At 64.3% G+C, this 16,937-nt stretch carries 12 protein-coding genes, 1 tRNA gene and 2 pseudogenes; 9 read left to right on the top strand and 6 right to left on the bottom strand.

All coding sequences use genetic code 11. The annotated features are described in order from the left end of the window. The first annotated feature begins 32 nt into the window (after nt 1-32). The 4 genes from panD (at nt 33) to C3B44_RS06360 (ending at nt 3,546) form a co-directional block, all read left to right on the top strand. Entirely contained in the window at nt 33-446 is a 414-nt protein-coding gene (panD, locus tag C3B44_RS06375; protein WP_108431636.1) for an aspartate 1-decarboxylase, read from the top strand. A gap of 48 nt (nt 447-494) precedes the next feature. Next, the gene (chrA, locus tag C3B44_RS06370) at nt 495-1,688 is read left to right on the top strand and encodes a chromate efflux transporter (RefSeq protein WP_108431635.1); all 1,194 of its coding nucleotides are present in this window, start codon (nt 495-497) and stop codon (nt 1,686-1,688) included. An 87-nt stretch (nt 1,689-1,775) separates the two neighbouring features. Then, nucleotides 1,776-2,660 carry a 3-hydroxyacyl-CoA dehydrogenase gene (locus C3B44_RS06365; protein ID WP_108431634.1) on the top strand — a complete coding sequence of 295 codons (885 nt, stop codon included), beginning with the start codon at nt 1,776-1,778 and terminating at the stop codon, nt 2,658-2,660. A gap of 64 nt (nt 2,661-2,724) precedes the next feature. Next, nucleotides 2,725-3,546, top strand: coding sequence for a PhzF family phenazine biosynthesis protein (locus C3B44_RS06360; RefSeq protein ID WP_108431633.1), 822 nt, complete (start codon nt 2,725-2,727; stop codon nt 3,544-3,546). Between the two features lie 17 nt (nt 3,547-3,563). On the opposite strand, the gene C3B44_RS06355 is transcribed toward C3B44_RS06360, so the two are convergent. Beyond that, nucleotides 3,564-3,965, bottom strand: coding sequence for a carboxymuconolactone decarboxylase family protein (locus C3B44_RS06355; RefSeq protein WP_199222433.1), 402 nt, complete (start codon nt 3,963-3,965; stop codon nt 3,564-3,566). Between the two features lie 145 nt (nt 3,966-4,110). Further along, the gene (locus C3B44_RS06350; protein ID WP_108431631.1) at nt 4,111-5,418 is read right to left on the bottom strand and encodes a metallophosphoesterase; all 1,308 of its coding nucleotides are present in this window, start codon (nt 5,416-5,418) and stop codon (nt 4,111-4,113) included. 167 nt (nt 5,419-5,585) lie between these two features. Between C3B44_RS06350 and C3B44_RS06345 the strand changes: the two genes are divergently transcribed. Both C3B44_RS06345 and C3B44_RS06340 read left to right on the top strand, forming a co-directional pair. After that, the gene (locus C3B44_RS06345; RefSeq protein WP_108431630.1) at nt 5,586-6,539 is read left to right on the top strand and encodes a pyridoxal-phosphate dependent enzyme; all 954 of its coding nucleotides are present in this window, start codon (nt 5,586-5,588) and stop codon (nt 6,537-6,539) included. Continuing rightward, nucleotides 6,536-9,274, top strand: a complete 2,739-nt coding sequence (locus tag C3B44_RS06340; protein WP_108431629.1) for an FAD/NAD(P)-binding protein — start codon at nt 6,536-6,538, stop codon at nt 9,272-9,274. Before C3B44_RS06345 ends, C3B44_RS06340 begins: the two co-directional genes overlap by 4 nt. 18 nt (nt 9,275-9,292) lie before the next feature. Here the strand turns inward: C3B44_RS06340 and C3B44_RS06335 are convergent, their stop codons facing one another. From C3B44_RS06335 to C3B44_RS06325, 3 genes and pseudogenes are all read right to left on the bottom strand, one after another. After that, a complete protein-coding gene (locus C3B44_RS06335) occupies nt 9,293-9,820 on the bottom strand; it encodes an ATP-binding cassette domain-containing protein (protein ID WP_108431628.1) in 528 nt (175 codons plus the stop codon). Then, a pseudogene (locus tag C3B44_RS06330) lies at nt 9,820-11,400 on the bottom strand (cytochrome ubiquinol oxidase subunit I). Before C3B44_RS06330 ends, C3B44_RS06335 begins: the two are co-directional and overlap by 1 nt. 116 nt (nt 11,401-11,516) lie before the next feature. Further along, nucleotides 11,517-12,230 carry an IclR family transcriptional regulator gene (locus C3B44_RS06325; RefSeq protein WP_108431627.1) on the bottom strand — a complete coding sequence of 238 codons (714 nt, stop codon included), beginning with the start codon at nt 12,228-12,230 and terminating at the stop codon, nt 11,517-11,519. Nucleotides 12,231-12,267: 37 nt separating this feature from the next. Between C3B44_RS06325 and C3B44_RS06320 the strand changes: the two are divergent. Next, nucleotides 12,268-12,888: pseudogene (locus C3B44_RS06320) on the top strand (aconitase family protein); the annotation flags it as partial. 385 nt (nt 12,889-13,273) lie between these two features. Here the strand turns inward: C3B44_RS06320 and C3B44_RS06315 are convergent. Continuing rightward, a tRNA-Leu gene (locus C3B44_RS06315) sits at nt 13,274-13,347 on the bottom strand. A gap of 130 nt (nt 13,348-13,477) precedes the next feature. Between C3B44_RS06315 and polA the strand changes: the two genes are divergently transcribed. After that, nucleotides 13,478-16,084, top strand: a complete 2,607-nt coding sequence (gene polA, locus C3B44_RS06310; protein ID WP_235840459.1) for a DNA polymerase I — start codon at nt 13,478-13,480, stop codon at nt 16,082-16,084. 13 nt (nt 16,085-16,097) lie between these two features. Further along, nucleotides 16,098-16,844, top strand: a complete 747-nt coding sequence (locus C3B44_RS06305; RefSeq protein WP_158268658.1) for a glycosyltransferase family 2 protein — start codon at nt 16,098-16,100, stop codon at nt 16,842-16,844. Nucleotides 16,845-16,937: the final 93 nt, after the last annotated feature.

Raw genomic sequence — 16,937 nt, 5'->3', positions numbered from 1 at the left:
CTCGCATGCACCGCCAGCTAGACTCTTAAACCGTGTTGCGCACCATGTTGAAATCCAAGATCCACCGAGCCACCGTCACGCAGGCCGATCTGCACTACGTCGGCTCCTGCACGATCGACGCTGACCTCATGGAGGCTGCTGACATTTTAGAGGGGGAGCAGATCGACGTCGTTGACATCAACAACGGCAACCGACTGAGCACCTACGCCATCACGGGCGACCGGGGCACGGGCGTGATTGGCATCAACGGCGCCGCCGCCCGCCTGATCAGCCCCGGCGACCTCGTCATCATCATCGGGTATGCGCATTACGAGGAGCAAGAGCTTAAGGACTACAGCCCGCGGGTCATCTTCGTCGATGAGAACAACAAGCAGGTTGAACTCGGCGAGGACCCAGCCCACGCGCCGGCGGGTTCCGGCCTGATCAACCCGCGCCACCCGGACTAAGCTCGCGAACCCGGCAGCACGCCGCGAAATGTGGGACGCTATCTCACGATGTCTACACAGCAGGTTAAAGGTAACGTTGCCGAAGTCTTCTCCGTCTTCCTCCGACTCGGGCTGACCTCCTTCGGAGGGCCGACGGCGCACCTCGGCTACTTCCGCGACGAGTTCGTGTCCAGGCGCACGTGGATGAGCGAGAAGACCTACGCCGACTTGGTCGCCCTGTGCCAATTCCTGCCCGGGCCCGCCTCAAGCCAGGTAGGCATGGCGGTCGGGCTACAACGCGCCGGTTACCTCGGCATGTTCGCGGCGTGGTTCGCGTTCACCATGCCGTCGGTAATCGCGCTTGTACTCTTCGCCCTTGGGGTCGCGGTCATGGGGGACATCTCCGACGCCGGGTGGCTGGTGGGCCTGAAAGCCGTGGCGGTCGCCGTCGTTGCGCACGCGGTTCTCGGCATGACAAAGTCGCTGATCACCGACAAGATCCGCGCGGGTATTGCCCTGGCGGCATTCATCCTTGTGCTTTTAATCCCCAACCCGTTCGTCCAGGTCGGCGCGATCGTCGTTGGTATGCTCGCGGGGCTCGCAGCGCTCCGGGCGACTCCCGATGCAGACGATGACGTTGGGTTTAGCTCGCGGGTGCCGAAGAGCGTGGCGTTCGCGTCGCTCGCGGTTTTCGCAGCCCTGCTCGTGCTTCTTCCTGTGCTCGCGGCCGCGGCCGGCAACACAACAGCTTTTATCGCTGACACCTTCTACCGCGCCGGTGCGCTCGTCTTCGGCGGTGGCCACGTTGTCCTACCGCTGCTGGAGAGCGCGACCGTGCCCACCGGGCTGGTTGACCACGACACCTTCCTCGCCGGGTACGGCGCCGCGCAGGCGGTGCCGGGTCCGCTGTTCACCTTCGCCTCCTTCCTCGGCGCATCCGCCCAAGGGGTGCACTGGGCGATCGGGGCCGTAGTGGCAACGATCGCGATTTTCCTCCCCGCCGCCCTGCTCGTCCTCGGGGCGTTGCCGCTGTGGGAGGGCTTGCGCAAGCACGCCGCCGCGGCGCGCGCAATCGCTGGTGCGAACGCGGCCGTGGTGGGCATCCTCGCCGCCGCGCTGTACGACCCTGTCTTCATCGTCGGTGTAACCTCCGCGGCCACGATGGCTGTGGCTGCGGCATCGTTTACCGCGCTGCAGGCGTGGAAACTGCCGGCGTGGGCGGTCGTGATTGCCGCCGCCGTCATCGGTTTGATCGCGCTATAGCTCAATAGAGCAACCTGGCACTTCCCCGTAAGCGGTGTATTCTTGGACACGTACAATGAAAATTTTTGTTACAGCAAAGGAAGTGTCATGACTGACATTAAGAACGTTTCCGTCATCGGTGCAGGCGTCCTGGGTGCCCAGATCGCATTCGTCGTCGCTCACGCCGGGTTTAAGGTCACCGGATGGGACATCAACGACGACGCGGTTGAGGCCGCCAAGGGACGTTTTAACTCCATTGGCAAGTCCATGATCGCCGACCTCGACACCGCTAGCGAGGAAAGCGTCGCCAAGGCTCACGAGAACCTCTCGCTGACCACGGACATGGAAGCAGCCGTCGCTGAGGCGGACATTATTATTGAGGCAGTTCCGGAGAAGCTCGACCTGAAGCGCTCCACCTGGGAGAAGCTGGGCAAGGCAGCACCGTCGCACACCATCTTCTGCACCAACACCTCGTCGCTGCTGGGCAGCGAGATCGCGGATGCCTCCGGCGACCCGAAGCGCTTCATCAACACCCACTTCGCCAACCGCGTCTGGGCACGCAACCTTGTTGAGATCATGCCCAACCCGAAGACGGACCTGAAGTACCGCGACGTCGTTGAGGAGTTCGCCAACGAGGCCAACCTCGCGCCGATCATCATCGACAAGGAGCAGCGCCAGTACCTGCTCAACTCCATGATGGTGCCGCTGCTCCAGGCAGCCCAGCAGCTCTACGTCGAGGGCATTGCCAGCGTCGACCAGATCGACAAGGACTGGCGCATCGCGATGAACGCCGACCAGGGTCCGTTCGAGATCATGGATGTCATCGGCCTGCGTTCCATCGTCAACGTCGCGCAGGGTTCCGGCGCCGAACTGCCGGAGTGGAAGCTGAAGTTCAACGAGATCGCCACCAAGATGATCGAGGAGGGCCGCTCGGGCATCGGCGACGGAGAGGGCTTCTACAAGTACGACGCCGAAGGTAACATCCAGCGCTAGTGTGCCGGCCGTGAAACAGGCTCGCACCGGCTGACTCTGCAGCTGCAGAGTAGAGTTCCAGATCATGGCAGCTCAGCTCGATTTTTTGGAACTGGACGTCTTCGTCTCTGGTGCGTTCACCGGCAATCCACTGGCCGTTGTCGCCGGTGCCGATGCTCTGGATACGTCCATGATGCAGCGCATTGCATCGTGGACGAACTTTTCCGAGACCACCTTCATCCTCACCCCGCGCGATCCGAACGCGGATTACCGGGTGCGCATATTCACGCCGGCGCGCGAACTGCCCTTCGCCGGCCACCCCACGCTGGGAACGGCCAAAGCGTGGCTCGAATTGGGCGGCACCCCACGAAAACCCGGGGTTTTAATGCAGGAATGCGAGTCCGGCACCGTCGCCGTGCGTGTCGACGGCGAACAGCTGGCGTTCGCCGCGCCACCGTTAACAAAGTGCGGGCCGCTCAGCGCAGCAGAGCTGGACCGGGTGGCCAAGTCCCTCGGTCTCGGCATGAAGGAAATCCACGCCGCTGCCTGGGGCGATAACGGCCCAGGTTGGATCATGGTCCAGGTGGCGGACGTCGATACGCTTCGTGCACTGTCGTACTCGGGTGAGCTCAAGCTCGGGGTCGTTGCGCTGACGGGGCGAGATGATCCCCTCTACGAGGTACGCGGGTTCAGACCCGAGTATGAGGACCCGGTTACTGGTAGCCTCAACGCCGCGCTTGCCCAGTGGATGCGCTCGCGCGAGATCGCACCTGCGTCCTATACCGCAGTCCAGGGGATGCAGGTCGGCAGGGCGGGGCGTATCGACGTCCGCGACGACGGCGACCAAATCTGGGTCGGTGGGCGCGTCAGCGTGCGGGTGCGCGGCGTCCTCGACTTGGGCGGTTAATTCTCAGGCGCCGTGATTCAAGACTCACGCGGCCCAAGTTCCGCCTCGAGGACCTCCTGTGCGACCTTCATCGCCGACAACGCCGCGGGCGCCCCGCAGTAACCGCTCGCGTGGATGATCGCCTCGGTGATCTCCTCACGGCTCAGGCCGTTGGTCAGTGCTCCGCGCACATGCCCGCGCAGCTCCTCGGTGGACCGAAGGGCGACGAGCATGCCGATGTTGAGCAGACTGCGGTCGCGCCGGCTCAGTCCCTCGCGCGTCCACACCGAACCCCAGACGGTGGCGGTGATGTGGTTCTGCAGTTCCTCACCGTCTGAACCGGCGGCGCGCTCGAGGGCGGCGTCGACGAATCCGTCGCCCATCACCTCACGACGCACCGCGATGCCGTCGTCATAACGTGAATCAATGTCCTTGGCCATGACCTGCAGTCTAGTTGGCCTGAGCCGTGGTTGACTCCTGCCAGATGCTGACCAGTACATGCTTGTCAGTCGAGTGGAGGGCGCTCGGTGTGACAGCTTAACTCGATGAACAAGCATGTACTGGTCAGCATGTGTGGGGTGGGGGTTAGACGGACGAGCCGGAGGACCCGCTCGACGCCGAGGTGGCTGGCTCGGCGGGTGCCACCGGCGTCGGGGTCACCGCAGGGATGGTGACGTAGTCTGGGATCGGCGCCGGAGCATCGATGGGCTGCGTGGCCGGAGCCATGTCCGCGCCGAGATCTTTGGCGAAGATGAGGCGGGTTGCCGTATAGACGCGCTCGGTGTTTTCGTCCAGCTCGAAGACCCGGGCCCCGCGCAGGGTGTGCTGGTCGCGGGTGCCGTCGTGAAGCCCGTAGGGGGCGAACCCGGTGCCGGGGCAGTACCCGAGCTCCACGCCGTAGTAATCGCCGTAGTAGCTGTTGATGTGGTCGTGACCGCAGTAGATGCCCTGTACGTCGCCGCGGTCGCGCACGGCGGCGTAGATTCCGGAGTTGAAGGCACCGTAGTAAACGTCCTCGTTTTTCATCCCGTCGATGCCGTGCTTGGCAACAGCAGCGGAGTGATCGATCGCACCGCTCTTCTCCGCGCCGCCGAACCACATGTCGCGGTGTTCGTAGGTGGGGATGTGGAAGAACATCAGTCCCGGCACGGGCGCACCGAAACGGGTCTCGGCCTCACGGGATCGATCGAGGTACCACTCGATCTGGGCCGGGCGGATGTAGTCGTAGTGGGGGACATCCTCACCGGCGGCGTCCTGGAACTGATCCGGCATGTAGTTACCGGAGTCCAGCAGCCACACCGCAAAGGCAGCACTGCCGGCGTTACGGGCGGACTCGACGAGCAGCTGGGCATCGGAGTGGCCGAAGGCCCGATCACCCGCCGGCGGGTTGAGGTTGTACTTGTAGGAGCGCACGAACTCACTCATATGGGACTCCATCACCCCGGTGCCGTGGTCCGAGACGGAGTCCTCGTCGTGGTTGCCGTAGGTGATCGCCCACGGAATGCCACGCGACTCCATCGGCATGACCACGTTGTTGATCGCCTGGAACACTTCCTCCGGCGTCGTCGGCGACCCGTCGATCACGTCACCGTTGATGAGCGCGAATCCGGGGCGCTCCTGATCGAGCACCCGGCCCATGAACTCGATGGTGCGGCGGTCGGTCAAGGGACCGTCCTGGGTGTCGTTGAATTGGACGATTGTGAATCGCCCGTTGGCATCGAAACGCAGTGGTAGTGCGGCAGATTGCTGCCGGGCCGCGGCAGACTGGGCAGTGGCTGGCTGGGCAGCTCCGAACCGTGTGGTGGCGCCGGCGGCGACTGCTCCCGCGAGCCCGCCGCCGATGAGCAGGGAACGGCGGGAGAGCCTGTGCGACATGGGGGACTTATTGGACACGTGGGAACCTTCCTCGGCGCAGGGATCACAATTGGCTGGTCACACCATAGGGAAGGGAGATGAACACGGCCTTGCGGGTGCGTGAACGCAACGCGAAACATGCGCACTCCTAAGCTGCGGCCGGCCGTATGCGACAGCTCTTCCCGCAAACACATAAGGTTGTGATTATGCCAACTGACTCGTCACAGGGGATCCTGTCAACGATCGGGCACACCCCCTTGATCACAATGGACGGGATACGCCCGGCCGGTGCAGGCCCAATCTGGGGCAAACTCGAATCCTTTAACCCCGGTGGAAGCGCCAAGGACCGCACAGCGCGCGCGATGGTCCGCGATGCCACCGAGCGGGGGCTGATTGGACCGGGCACCTGCGTGGTCGAATCCAGCTCCGGCAACCTCGGGGTGGCACTCGCACGTGAGGCGGCCCTCGGCGGCTGGGAGTTCCACTGCGTTGTCGATCGTCGCACCAACGCCTCCACCCTGGCCCACATCCGCGCGCTCGGGGCGAGGATTCACGAGGTTACGGACCCCGACCCAGTAAGTGGCGACTGGCTCGTGGCGCGCCGGGACAAAGTGGCGGAACTGAAGCGAACGCTTGGCGCGGTCAATCTCGACCAGTACTCGAACCAGGCGGCATTCATCGCCCACAGCCAGGGCACGATGCGAGAAGTCGTCGCGCAGCTCGGCCATGCCCCTGAGATTCTCGCCGTGGCGGTGAGCACGACCGGTACGGTTGGCGGGTGTCTGCGCTACGTGCGCGAACACGACATGCCCACCCGCGTGGTCGCCGTGGATGCGGAGGGTTCCGTGCTCTTCGGCGGCACTCGGGGCACACGCATCCTGCCCGGATACGGTGCGGGGGTGGTCACGGAATTGTCCACCCTGGGACAGCCCGATGAAGTCATCCGGGTCGCCGCCCGTGATGCGGTTGCGGCGGCACGGCGCACCGCGCGCTTAACGGGGTTTTTGCCAGGGGCCTCCGGCGGCGCGGTGGCCTGGGCCGTCGATACGCTGGCGCAGCAGAATCCGGCCGCTGAGATCGTCGCCATCTTCCATGATGACGGCCGTGCGTATCTGGATACGATCTACAACGACGACTGGGTGGAAAGGAACGTGACGTGAAGGTAGCAATCATCGGCGCAGGACCGCGCGGACTCTGGGCGGCTGAGGAGCTGATGGAACGTGCCCGGCAGCGTGGTGCGCGAATCGAGTTGTCGGTGCTTAACGACGCCCCCCTCGACGCTCTCAGTGCACCGGATGCCTTCCGGCCCGATACGCCCGAGCAATGGCTGCTCAACGTCCCCTCCGGGGTGATCGAGACCCGATTGAGTTCCTTCAACACCTGGCGTGGCGCGGACGACGACTTTCCCTCCCGCCGCACGGTGGGGCAATTCCTCCTCGCCTCCTGGGAAGCGCTGCGCGAGAACCTCCCGCGCGGTTGCACTCTCGAGATGATTGAGCGCAAGGTTTCAAACCTCACTCCCGTCGACGGCGGTGTTGTGGTCGAGGGCGAGCTGTTTGCCGAGGTCCTGCTGTGCACCGGCCATGCTCCCGCCGAACCGGTGGTAGGTGCGCAAAGCGCCTACCCGCATACGAATCTCGACTCGATCGGGCGCGGCGACGTCCTGCTCGTGCGCGGGGCAGCGTTGTCGTTTATGGATGTGGTCCGCTACGTTCCCGCCCGAAGGATCTACCCGGTCACCCGAACCGGCCGGTTCATGGAAGTCAAGGCCTATCCCGAGGATGAGGCGGCACGTGCGTCTGCTCTGGCGCCTCACGCGGAGGAAATCCGGCGCTGTGAGGGCTTCGACCAGTTCCGCGCGATTCTGACCGAGGCCGCGCAGACTATTCTGCGCGCCCAGGGTGGTGACGGCGATGTCGCGGCCGTGATCGACGGCACCGACTTCACCGGGGATGCCGTGGCCGAGCTGCGCACCTCACTGGCTGCGGCCGAGGCAACCCGGCCGTGGACTGCAGCACTGGCAGTGGGATACACCTTCCGAACCCTCTATCCGCAGATCATCCGTCGCGCCTCCTTCGGCGGGCGCGACACCCTCGGTGGCGAGCGCTTTTACCGGCTCACCCGCGTGCTCGAGCGCGTCGCCTTCGGGCCTCCCGCCGACACGGCCCGCGATCTGGTCGAGGCACTGGATTCCGGGCGTGTGCGTGTCGACGTCATGCAGCGCGGTGACCAGGACCTGCGCGCACTCGCCGCGGAGGTGGGGGCGGACGTCATCGTCGACTCAGTCACCGCGCCCGCCGGTGTCGTGCCGGGCACGCTCGTCGGCTTCCTGGTGGAAGCGGGCATCGGGCAGACCTACACCAACACCGGCAACAATCGGGCCTTGCGCGTCGAGCCAGACGGCACACTCGTGGGCCAGAAGCATCTTGCCGCGGCCGGGCGGATGAGCGAGGGATGGATCCTCGGCCACGACACGCTGCGCCGCAGCGAGGACGACGTCATTCCAGCCTGGGCCAAGCGCGTCTCGGCTGCCGCGATGGTGCACCCGCAGCGGGTGCACGGCACACCGCCGCTGACCGCGCGCACGGAGGGATGGGTCGATGAGCTGCTCGCGGATCCGGAACGGTGCCAGAGCCTGCTCGATACCTACTCCAGCCCGGTCAACATCCTCAATCCAGAACCGATGGTGTCTAACATCGACGAGCTCGTGCAGGCCGGGGCAGACTGCGGTGTCGAGGTGAAGGTGTTCTTCGCCCGCAAGGCGAACAAGGGCATCGCCTTCGTCGACACGGTGCGTGATGCCGGCCACGGCGTGGATGTGGCCAGCTACGACGAGTTGCGGCAGGTCCTGATGCGGGGCGTGCCGGGGGAGCGCATTATCGTTTCGGCTGCGATCAAGACCGACCACCTGCTGCGCCTGGCCATTGAGTCGGGTGTGGTCATCTCCGCCGACAACCGTGATGAGTACGACCGTATCGTCGAGCTCGCCGGCGGCAACCCGGCCTATGTTGCACCACGTCTGGCCCCGGATCCCGCCATGATGCCCCCGACGCGTTTCGGCGAGCGTCTCGATACCTGGAAGAATCATCTTGCCCGCCCCGTCGAGGGCGTCAAGGTTGTCGGGGTGCACGCCCATCTGCACGGTTACGCTGCGGCGGATCGGGCCGCGGCGTTGCGCGAATGCATGGAGTTGACCGACAGCCTGCGCGCAGCCGGCCACGTCCCGGAGTTCATCGACATCGGGGGCGGGGTGCCGATGAGCTATCTCGACGACGCCGAGCAGTGGGAGGACTACTGCAGCGCGATCAGCACGCAGCGTGCCGGCTACGCGGCACCGTTTACCTGGAAGTCCGACCCGTTGAGCACGCATTATCCCTTCCACCAGCAGCCGACCCGTGGTGCGTGGTTGCAGCAGGTGCTCTCCGACGGCATCGCCGAGGCTCTCAGCGAGCGCGGGTTGCGCCTGCACCTCGAGCCGGGCCGCTCGCTACTCGACGGCTGCGGCCTGATCCTCGCCCAGGTGGCGTTCGTGAAAACCCGCAGTGACGGACTTCCCCTGGTGGGTCTGCACATGAACCGCACCCAGTGCCGCACTACCTCGGACGATTATCTCGTCGATCCGATCCTGGTGAAACGCACCCCGGATTCCGCGGAACTCGAGGCCTTCTTGGTCGGGGCGTACTGCATCGAGGATGAGGTGATCCTGCGCCGCCGCATCCGCTTCCCACGTGGTGTCTCCGCCGGCGACATCATCGCGATTCCGAACACCGCCGGCTACTTCATGCACATCCTCGAATCGGCCTCCCACCAGATTCCGCTGGCGAAGAACGTCGACTGGCCCGCGGGCACACTCGATGCGATCGACCAGCTCGACCAGGTTGACCAGATCAGTTAAGACCTGCGGCAAAGCACGTTAAGCACCTGTTTCGTGGGCGACGACGATCACTGTGCGCTGCGCCCGCGCGCCGGGCAGCGGCTGGGTCAGCAGCATGTGCAGCAGCGTCTCCGAGTCATCGGGGGTGAGGTGGGCCGTGGGCTCGTCGAGAAGCAGCACTTCGGCGTCGCCGCACAGGGCGCGGGCGAGCAGGAGGCGGCGGCGCTGCCCTGCCGAGAGGGATTCGGCGCCGTTGTCCACAACGACGTCGAGCCCGAAGGGAAAACCGACCGCCTTGAGGACCTGTTTAGCCAGCGCGTCGTCTAGCTCGGGGGCGCCAACCCGAAGGTTTTCGCGCACCGTGGTGGAGAATATCCAGGCGTCCTCGGCGAAAAAGCGGGTGTTCTGCGGGGCGGAGACACTGCCCGATATCGGCGCGTTCAGCCCCGCAATGGTTTGCAGCAATGTCGTCTTTCCGGCCCCGGTGGGACCGGAAACAAGCAATCGCTCACCCGGGTCGAGAGCGAAGTTCCATACCTGATCGCCCCAGGCGGTGTTGAGATCCATTAGTGTGTCTCCCTTTCAACTGCGCGGTCATGCCGCGTGCGATCCGCGGCGGGCGGGGCGGAATCGGTGCTCCCGAAATGCAGGGGTGCAAGCTCCGCCTCTCCCGCGGGTTCATAGGAGGCCGTGGCGGGGTCGGCGGCATCACCGGCGGCCATACCCGGTTGGTCCAGCCCGTGGCTGACGTAGCGACGCATGAGCATGAACCACAGCACCGCCAGGATGCCGTAGACGGCGGTGAAGATGCCCATGCTCAGCAGTACCTGCCAGGCTGCGTGGTCGGAGACGCCGAAATCGACCGTCATGTGGATTGCCTCCTCCGCGTTCGGGCCGGGTGCACCCTGAAAGTCCGGGTTGGGGTGGACCACCCATGGTTGGCGTCCCATCTCGGTGAACACCCATCCCGAGAAGTTGGAGATCCATGGTGCCGGCAGGGCGATGAGGCAGGTGGTCTGGATCCAGCGCTGCGAGGGCACCTTCTTCGCGCGGGTCTTCCACAACGCGACAAGGGCCATGATGGCGGGCACCGCCATGAAGCCGATCATCAAACGGAAGGACCAGTAGGTGACAAAGAGGTTCGGGATGTAGTTTCCCTCGCCGTAGAGCTGCTGGTACTGCTCGTTGAGGTCCATTGCACCCTGCAGGGTGACCCCGGTGAACTTGCCCTGCGCGAGAAATGGCAGGACAAAGGGAACGTCGATCACGTGAACTGCGGTTTCGCAGTTGTTCATCGTCGAGACCGACAGGACGGAGAAATAGGGGTCGGTCTCGGTGCGACACAGTGCCTCGGCCGAGGCCATCTTCATCGGCTGCTGGACAAACATCAGTTTTGCCAGCGCATCACCCGTCAGGGCGACGCCGGCCGAGGACACGAGAATGATCCAGGCGCCGAAGCGCGTGCAGGTGCGCCACAGGGTGGCGGCCGTTCCATCGGGATCGCCCGCGCGCATCTGCCGCACCATCCACCAACCGGCGATGCCGCAGACAAAGGTTCCGGCGAGCATCCATGCGGCGAAGATTGCGTGGGGCACCGCCTGCAGCGCGGTCGGGTTAGTCAGCAGCGCGACGAAATCGATCAGCTCGGCGCGGCCGGTTTCCGGGTTGAATCGGGCACCGACGGGGTGCTGCATGAAGGAGTTGGCCACGATGATGAAGTAGGCCGAGACGTTGACGGCGACGGCCACCGTCCAGATCGAGGCGAGGTGGGCCAGGCGTGGGACGCGGCCCCAGCCGAAGAACCAGACTCCGAGGAAGACCGATTCGAAGAAGAACGCGGCGAGTCCCTCGAACGCCAGTGGGGCGCCGAATACGTCGCCGATGAAGCTGGCGTATTCCGACCAGTTCATTCCGAATTGGAACTCCTGCACCAGTCCGGTGACGACGCCCATTGCGAAGTTGATCAAGAACAGGTTGCCGAAGAACCGGGTTGCGCGGTATCACTGCTCTTTACCGGTGACATGCCAGACTGTCTGCATGATCGCGACGATCGGCGCCAAGCCAATCGTCAGCGGCACGAAAATGTAGTGGTAGACGGTCGTGATGCCGAACTGCCATCGTGAAGGATCAACGAGATCGAGCTCCACGGCGTTGCCTCCTCAGTGAGGTCGTTGGGGGCCGGATGGATGAGCGGGTGTGGAGGAATTTAGTCGGTGGGGGTGTGCCCGAAGTTCCCTCGGGTGGTGAAGATGGGGGGAGTGCCCTATAGCGCTGAGCCGAGTCGGGTGGCGGCGTCGGCAAGCTCCGCGCCCCATGTCGCGATCGGGTGCGGCCCCAATCGTTCCGCGGGACCCGAAACCGACAGCACGGCGACGACGAGCTGGGAGGAATCGATGATGGGTGCGGACACGCTGGCCAGTCCCACCTCGCGTTCGGCCACCGACTCGGCGAGTCGGCTAGCCCGGACGTCGGCGAGGATCTCCTGGCTAAACGCCGGGTTCGGGATCAACCCGAAGGCGGCGAAGACGCGCGCGGCCGAGCCCGCGGTTAGGGACAGCTGGGAGCCGATCGGCACGGTGTAAGTCAACCCGCTCGGGGGCTCCTCCGCGGCAATGCAGGTACGGGTGTCTCCGGTGAGTACGTAGAGCTGCACGGACTCCCGGGTGGTGGCGACGAGCTCTCGCATGATCGGCTCGGCCGCGGCGAGGAGGCGGGGGGAGGCCTTCGCCGAGAAACTTGCCAGGGCTGGTCCGATCGCCCATTCGCCGGAGGGATTGCGGGTGAGCACGCGGTGCACCTCGAGTGCGGATGCAATGCGGTGCGTGGTCGCACGAGGCAGGCCGGTATCCTCGCTCAGTGATGCGAGTGTTTTGTCGTCCCTCGCGACTGATTTCACGATCGCAATCGCACGGTCGAGCACTTTGATGCCGGAATCTTCGCTATACTGTCTCACAAGATGGATACTAGCATCCCGCATATTGAGAATTTGGGTGATTATCTTCAGGAGGATAGCGATGGCTGACAAGCCTTTGACACTCGCCGAAAAGGTGTGGCGGGATCATGTCGTGACCAAGGGGGACAACGGTGACCCCGACCTGATCTACATTGACTTCCAGCTCCTCCACGAAGTCACCTCGCCCCAGGCTTTCGACGGACTGCGCATGTCGGGCCGCAAGATCCGCCACCCTGATCAGCACCTGGCCACCGAGGACCACAACGTGCCCACCTTGGGCATCTCCTCCGGTAATCTGCTCGAGATCCAGGAGCCGACCTCGCGCCTGCAGGTGGAGACGCTGCGCAAGAACTGCGCCGAGTTCGGTGTGAAACTGCACTCGATGGGAGACGTCAAGCAGGGCATCGTGCACACCGTTGGGCCCCAGCTCGGCATCACTCAGCCGGGCATGACGATCGTCTGTGGTGACTCGCACACCTCCACCCACGGAGCTTTCGGCTCGATTGCGATGGGCATCGGCACCTCTGAGGTAGAGCACGTCATGGCCACCCAGACGCTCTCGCTGAAGCCCTTCAAAACGATGGCCATCGAGGTCTCCGGCGAGCTCGCGCAGGGAGTGACCGCAAAGGACCTGATTCTGGCGATCATCGCCAAGATCGGTACCAACGGCGGTCAGGGCCATGCTCGCGTCGCGGTGACGGCCCGCCACTACATCAAGGACGGCGTCGTGGTGAGAGACGGCGCCGCGACCATCACCGCGTACCTCGGCGAGGACAACGCGGAGTAGACCTCGCCTTCCAGGGCGCGCGACCATATTTCACTCTCCAGAGCGGGGACGTGACATCACCTCCCCGCTAACTCCAACCCGCGGCGGTGACCACCCCCACGCCCTCCCCCGCGGTGCCGTCAACTACCTTTACATCACCTCCACGCACACCTCGATCTCGGCGTGGAAGTCACCTTGCTCTGACCTGCGTTTTTGCACAGCGGTGAAATCAAACGGGGGGCAAACGGGGGGGATAGCGGTGTAGCGGCAGGTGTGAAAACTTCCTGACCTGCCGCTTCGGTGCCCCAGGTGAGAGTCGAACTCACACTGGACGGGTTTTGAATCCGTTGCCTCTGCCAATTGGGCTACTGGGGCTCAGTGCTGTTGATGCGCTGATGAGCAGATCTTAGCGCAGGCGAGGGCGTCGGCAACAATCGCCTGCAAATGGCTACACTGGTTGGGCGTGAGTGAGACGAAACGACTTCTGTTGATCGACGGGCACTCGATGGCTTTTCGTGCCTTTTATGCCCTGCCGGCGGAGAACTTCTCGACGACCGGTGGCCAGCACACGAACGCTATCTACGGGTTCTTGTCCATGCTGTCGAGCATCCTGGACGATGAGCAGCCCGATCATGTGGCGGTCGCTTTCGACGTCGGCCGCAAGACCTTCCGCACGGAGATGTTCCCGGAGTACAAGGCGCAGCGCGAGGCGGCCCCTCCGGAGTTCAAGGGACAGGTCGGGATCCTGGATGAGGTGCTGCAGGCGCTCGGCATCACCACCTTGAGCGTGGAAAATTACGAGGCTGATGACATCATCGCCACCCTGACTACCGCGGCGCACGAGGGGGACTACGAGATCCTCATCGTCACCGGTGATCGGGATTATCTCCAGCTTGTCGACGACCACACGACCGTCCTCTATCCGATGCGAGGGGTCTCTAAGCTGCACCGCTTTACCCCCGCGGCCGTGGAGGAGAAGTACGGGCTGTCGCCGCAGCAGTACCCGGATTTCGCGGCGCTGCGCGGCGATCCTTCCGACAACCTGCCGAACATCCCGGGGGTGGGGGAGAAGACGGCGACGAAGTGGATCGTCAATTATGGCTCCCTCGATGAGCTCATCGAGCACGCCGACGATATCAAGGGCAAAGCCGGCAACAACTTCCGCGAGCGCATCGAGCAGGTGCGCATGAACCGGAAGCTCACCCAGATGATCACCGACATGGAGCTAGAGGTCGGCCCCGACGAGCTTCAGCTGCGCCCAGCGAGCGTCGCGGAGGTCTCCGCGCGTTTCGACGACCTCGAGTTCGGCAGCAACCTCCGCGAGCGCATCCTCGCGGTCTTGCCCACCGATGGCTCGGAGCCGGAGGAAAATGTCGTCGAACTCGCCGACGTCGTCGTCGACGACGACGCACTCGATGCTTGGCTTCCCGAACGTCGGGCGGACGGTCTCGCCCTGTACGTGGTCGGAAACGCCGTTCCTGGCGGGGGTGATGCGCTGGCGCTAGGTATCGTCGATAAGCAACGCCACGCCGTGATCCGCGAGTTTTCCGAGCTCAGCGCCGCCGAGGACAAAGCCCTCGGCGAGTGGCTGGCCTCCGAGGATCCGAAGTATCTGCACGAGGCTAAAGCGACGATCCATATGCTGGCTGCCCGCGGGCTCGAGCTTCACGGAATTGCGCATGACACGGCCTTGGCGGCGTATCTGCTGCGGCCGGGCCAGCGTGGTTATTCCTTGACGGATGTGTATCAGCGCCACCTGCAGCGTCAGCTCACGGAGCCGGATGGGCAGATGTCGTTGATGGGGGAGACCTCGTTGAGCGATTCCGCCGCGGCGGTGCTGGAGCTGGCGGAGGAGCTTACTCGTCAGCTGCAGGACATTGACTCCTTCGAGCTCTACCGCGATCTCGAGCTGCCCCTGGCGACGATCCTCGCGCGCATGGAGGCCACCGGCATCGCCGTCGACGTCAGCGTGTTGGAGGAGCAGCTGGAGACCTTTACCAGCCAGGTCGCGGAGGTTGAGCAGCACGCCCGCGAGCTTGTCGACGCCCCCGACCTCAACCTCTCCAGCCCCAAGCAGCTCCAAGAGGTGCTGTTTAACACCCTGGGCCTGCCGAAGACGAAGAAGACGAAGACCGGGTATTCGACCGCCGCGAAGGAAATCGAATCGCTGGCGGCGAAGAACCCGCACCCCTTCCTCGACGACCTGTTGGCGCATCGCGAGTACCAGAAGATGAAGTCGACGCTCGAAGGCCTCATCAAGACGGTGCGCGACGACGGCCGCATCCACACCACGTTCAACCAGACCGTCACCTCGACTGGGCGTTTGAGCTCGACCGATCCGAACCTGCAGAACATCCCCGTGCGCACCGATGCGGGCAAGAAGATCCGCTCCGCGTTCGTGGTCGGCGAGGGCTTCGAGACCCTTTTGACCGCCGACTACTCGCAGATCGAGATGCGCGTCATGGCGCATCTCTCCGAGGACCCCGGACTCATCGAGGCCTACCGCGACGGCGAGGACCTACACAACTACGTCGGTTCCCGCGTCTTCGACGTGCCTATCGACGAGGTCACCCCCGAACTGCGCCGCCGGGTCAAGGCCATGAGCTATGGCCTGGTCTATGGGCTCTCCGCCTTCGGCCTGTCGGCGCAGCTCAACATTTCGCCGGGCGAGGCGAAAGAGATCATGGAAAGCTACTTCGAGCGCTTCGGCGGGGTGAAGAAGTACTTGGACGAGGTCGTCGAGAAGGCCCGCCAGGACGGCTACACCTCGACGCTGTTCGGGCGGCGTCGATACCTGCCCGAGCTGACCTCCGATAACCGGGTGGCGCGCGAGAACGCCGAGCGCGCCGCGCTGAACGCGCCGATCCAGGGCACGGCGGCGGACATCATCAAGGTGGCGATGATCCGCGTCGACCACGCCTTCCGTGAGAAAGACCTGGCCTCCCGTGTGCTGCTCCAGGTCCACGACGAGCTCGTCGTCGAAGTCGCCGAAGGCGAGCGCGAGGAGGTCCAGGAGATCATCGAGCGCGAGATGGACCAGGCCATCAGCTTGCGGGTGCCGCTGGAGGTGTCGGCGGGCGTCGGAAAGAACTGGGAGAGCGCGGCGCATTAGCTACACTGACGGGGTGTCGCATCCCGCCTTATCCGTCGTCATCCCGTGCTACAACGACGCCACCTTACTCGAACGGGCCCTGGAGTCCTTGGCGCCGCAGCTTTCGGGTGACGACGAAATCATCGTGGTCGACAACAATTCCACTGATGGTTCCGCGTCGATCGCGGAGGGGTTTTCCGGGGTGCGGGTGGTGGAGGAAAAGCGGCAGGGGATCACGTGGGCCGCGGCGTGCGGGTACAACGAGGCCCGCGGCGAGGTGATCGTCCGCACCGACGCCGATATAAGGGCCGGCCGGGATTTCCTAGACAAACACCGCGCACTATGGGCGCAGCACCGCAACACCGAGTTAGTGGCCATCACCGGCAACGGTCACTTCGAGCTGCCCGCACCGTGGAACGTGATCGCCTCCGTGATCTATCTGCGCGCCTATCTGTGGACGACCGGCTCGGCACTCGGGCATCCTCCTCTGTGGGGCACCAACTATTCCATGCTCACCAGCTGGTGGCACGGGGTGCGTGAGCACGTCGATCCCCGTGATACCGCGGTCCACGATGACCTGCACCTCTCGTTCGCCGTCCGCCCTGCAGAAAAGGTGCTCTTCGCCCGGGACATCGTGGTGGAGATGGATCCTCGACCGCTGCGCCAGGGCGGCCGGCAGGGCTTACGCTTTCGCCGGGGCATGCACACGATGCTGAAGAACTTCCGGTTCTCGCCGCCTTATCGACGCCTGCCCGAGCGCTGGGCGCGCCTGCGTACATAAGGCAGTATTTAATTGCGGGTTAATGATACTGTCATGACAACGGTTGACCGGAGGGAAAGGCCATTTCGTGCCCAGTGATTATCTGACTCGCTA

This window comes from Corynebacterium yudongzhengii (assembly GCF_003065405.1).
Taxonomy (GTDB): Bacteria; Actinomycetota; Actinomycetes; order Mycobacteriales; family Mycobacteriaceae; genus Corynebacterium; species Corynebacterium yudongzhengii.
This window is presented reverse-complemented; position numbering and strand designations above follow the sequence as displayed.

Excerpts from the sequence above, each read along its gene's own strand:
- C3B44_RS06355 (WP_199222433.1), bottom strand. The coding sequence starts at position 3,965 with ATGGCCAAGGACATTGATTCACGTTATGACGACGGCATCGCGGTGCGT.
- chrA (WP_108431635.1), top strand. The coding sequence starts at position 495 with ATGTCTACACAGCAGGTTAAAGGTAACGTTGCCGAAGTCTTCTCCGTC.
- polA (WP_235840459.1), top strand. The coding sequence starts at position 13,478 with ATGGCTTTTCGTGCCTTTTATGCCCTGCCGGCGGAGAACTTCTCGACG.
- C3B44_RS06365 (WP_108431634.1), top strand. The coding sequence starts at position 1,776 with ATGACTGACATTAAGAACGTTTCCGTCATCGGTGCAGGCGTCCTGGGT.
- C3B44_RS06360 (WP_108431633.1), top strand. The coding sequence starts at position 2,725 with ATGGCAGCTCAGCTCGATTTTTTGGAACTGGACGTCTTCGTCTCTGGT.
- C3B44_RS06345 (WP_108431630.1), top strand. The coding sequence starts at position 5,586 with ATGCCAACTGACTCGTCACAGGGGATCCTGTCAACGATCGGGCACACC.
- C3B44_RS06335 (WP_108431628.1), bottom strand. The coding sequence starts at position 9,820 with ATGGATCTCAACACCGCCTGGGGCGATCAGGTATGGAACTTCGCTCTC.
- C3B44_RS06325 (WP_108431627.1), bottom strand. The coding sequence starts at position 12,230 with ATGCGGGATGCTAGTATCCATCTTGTGAGACAGTATAGCGAAGATTCC.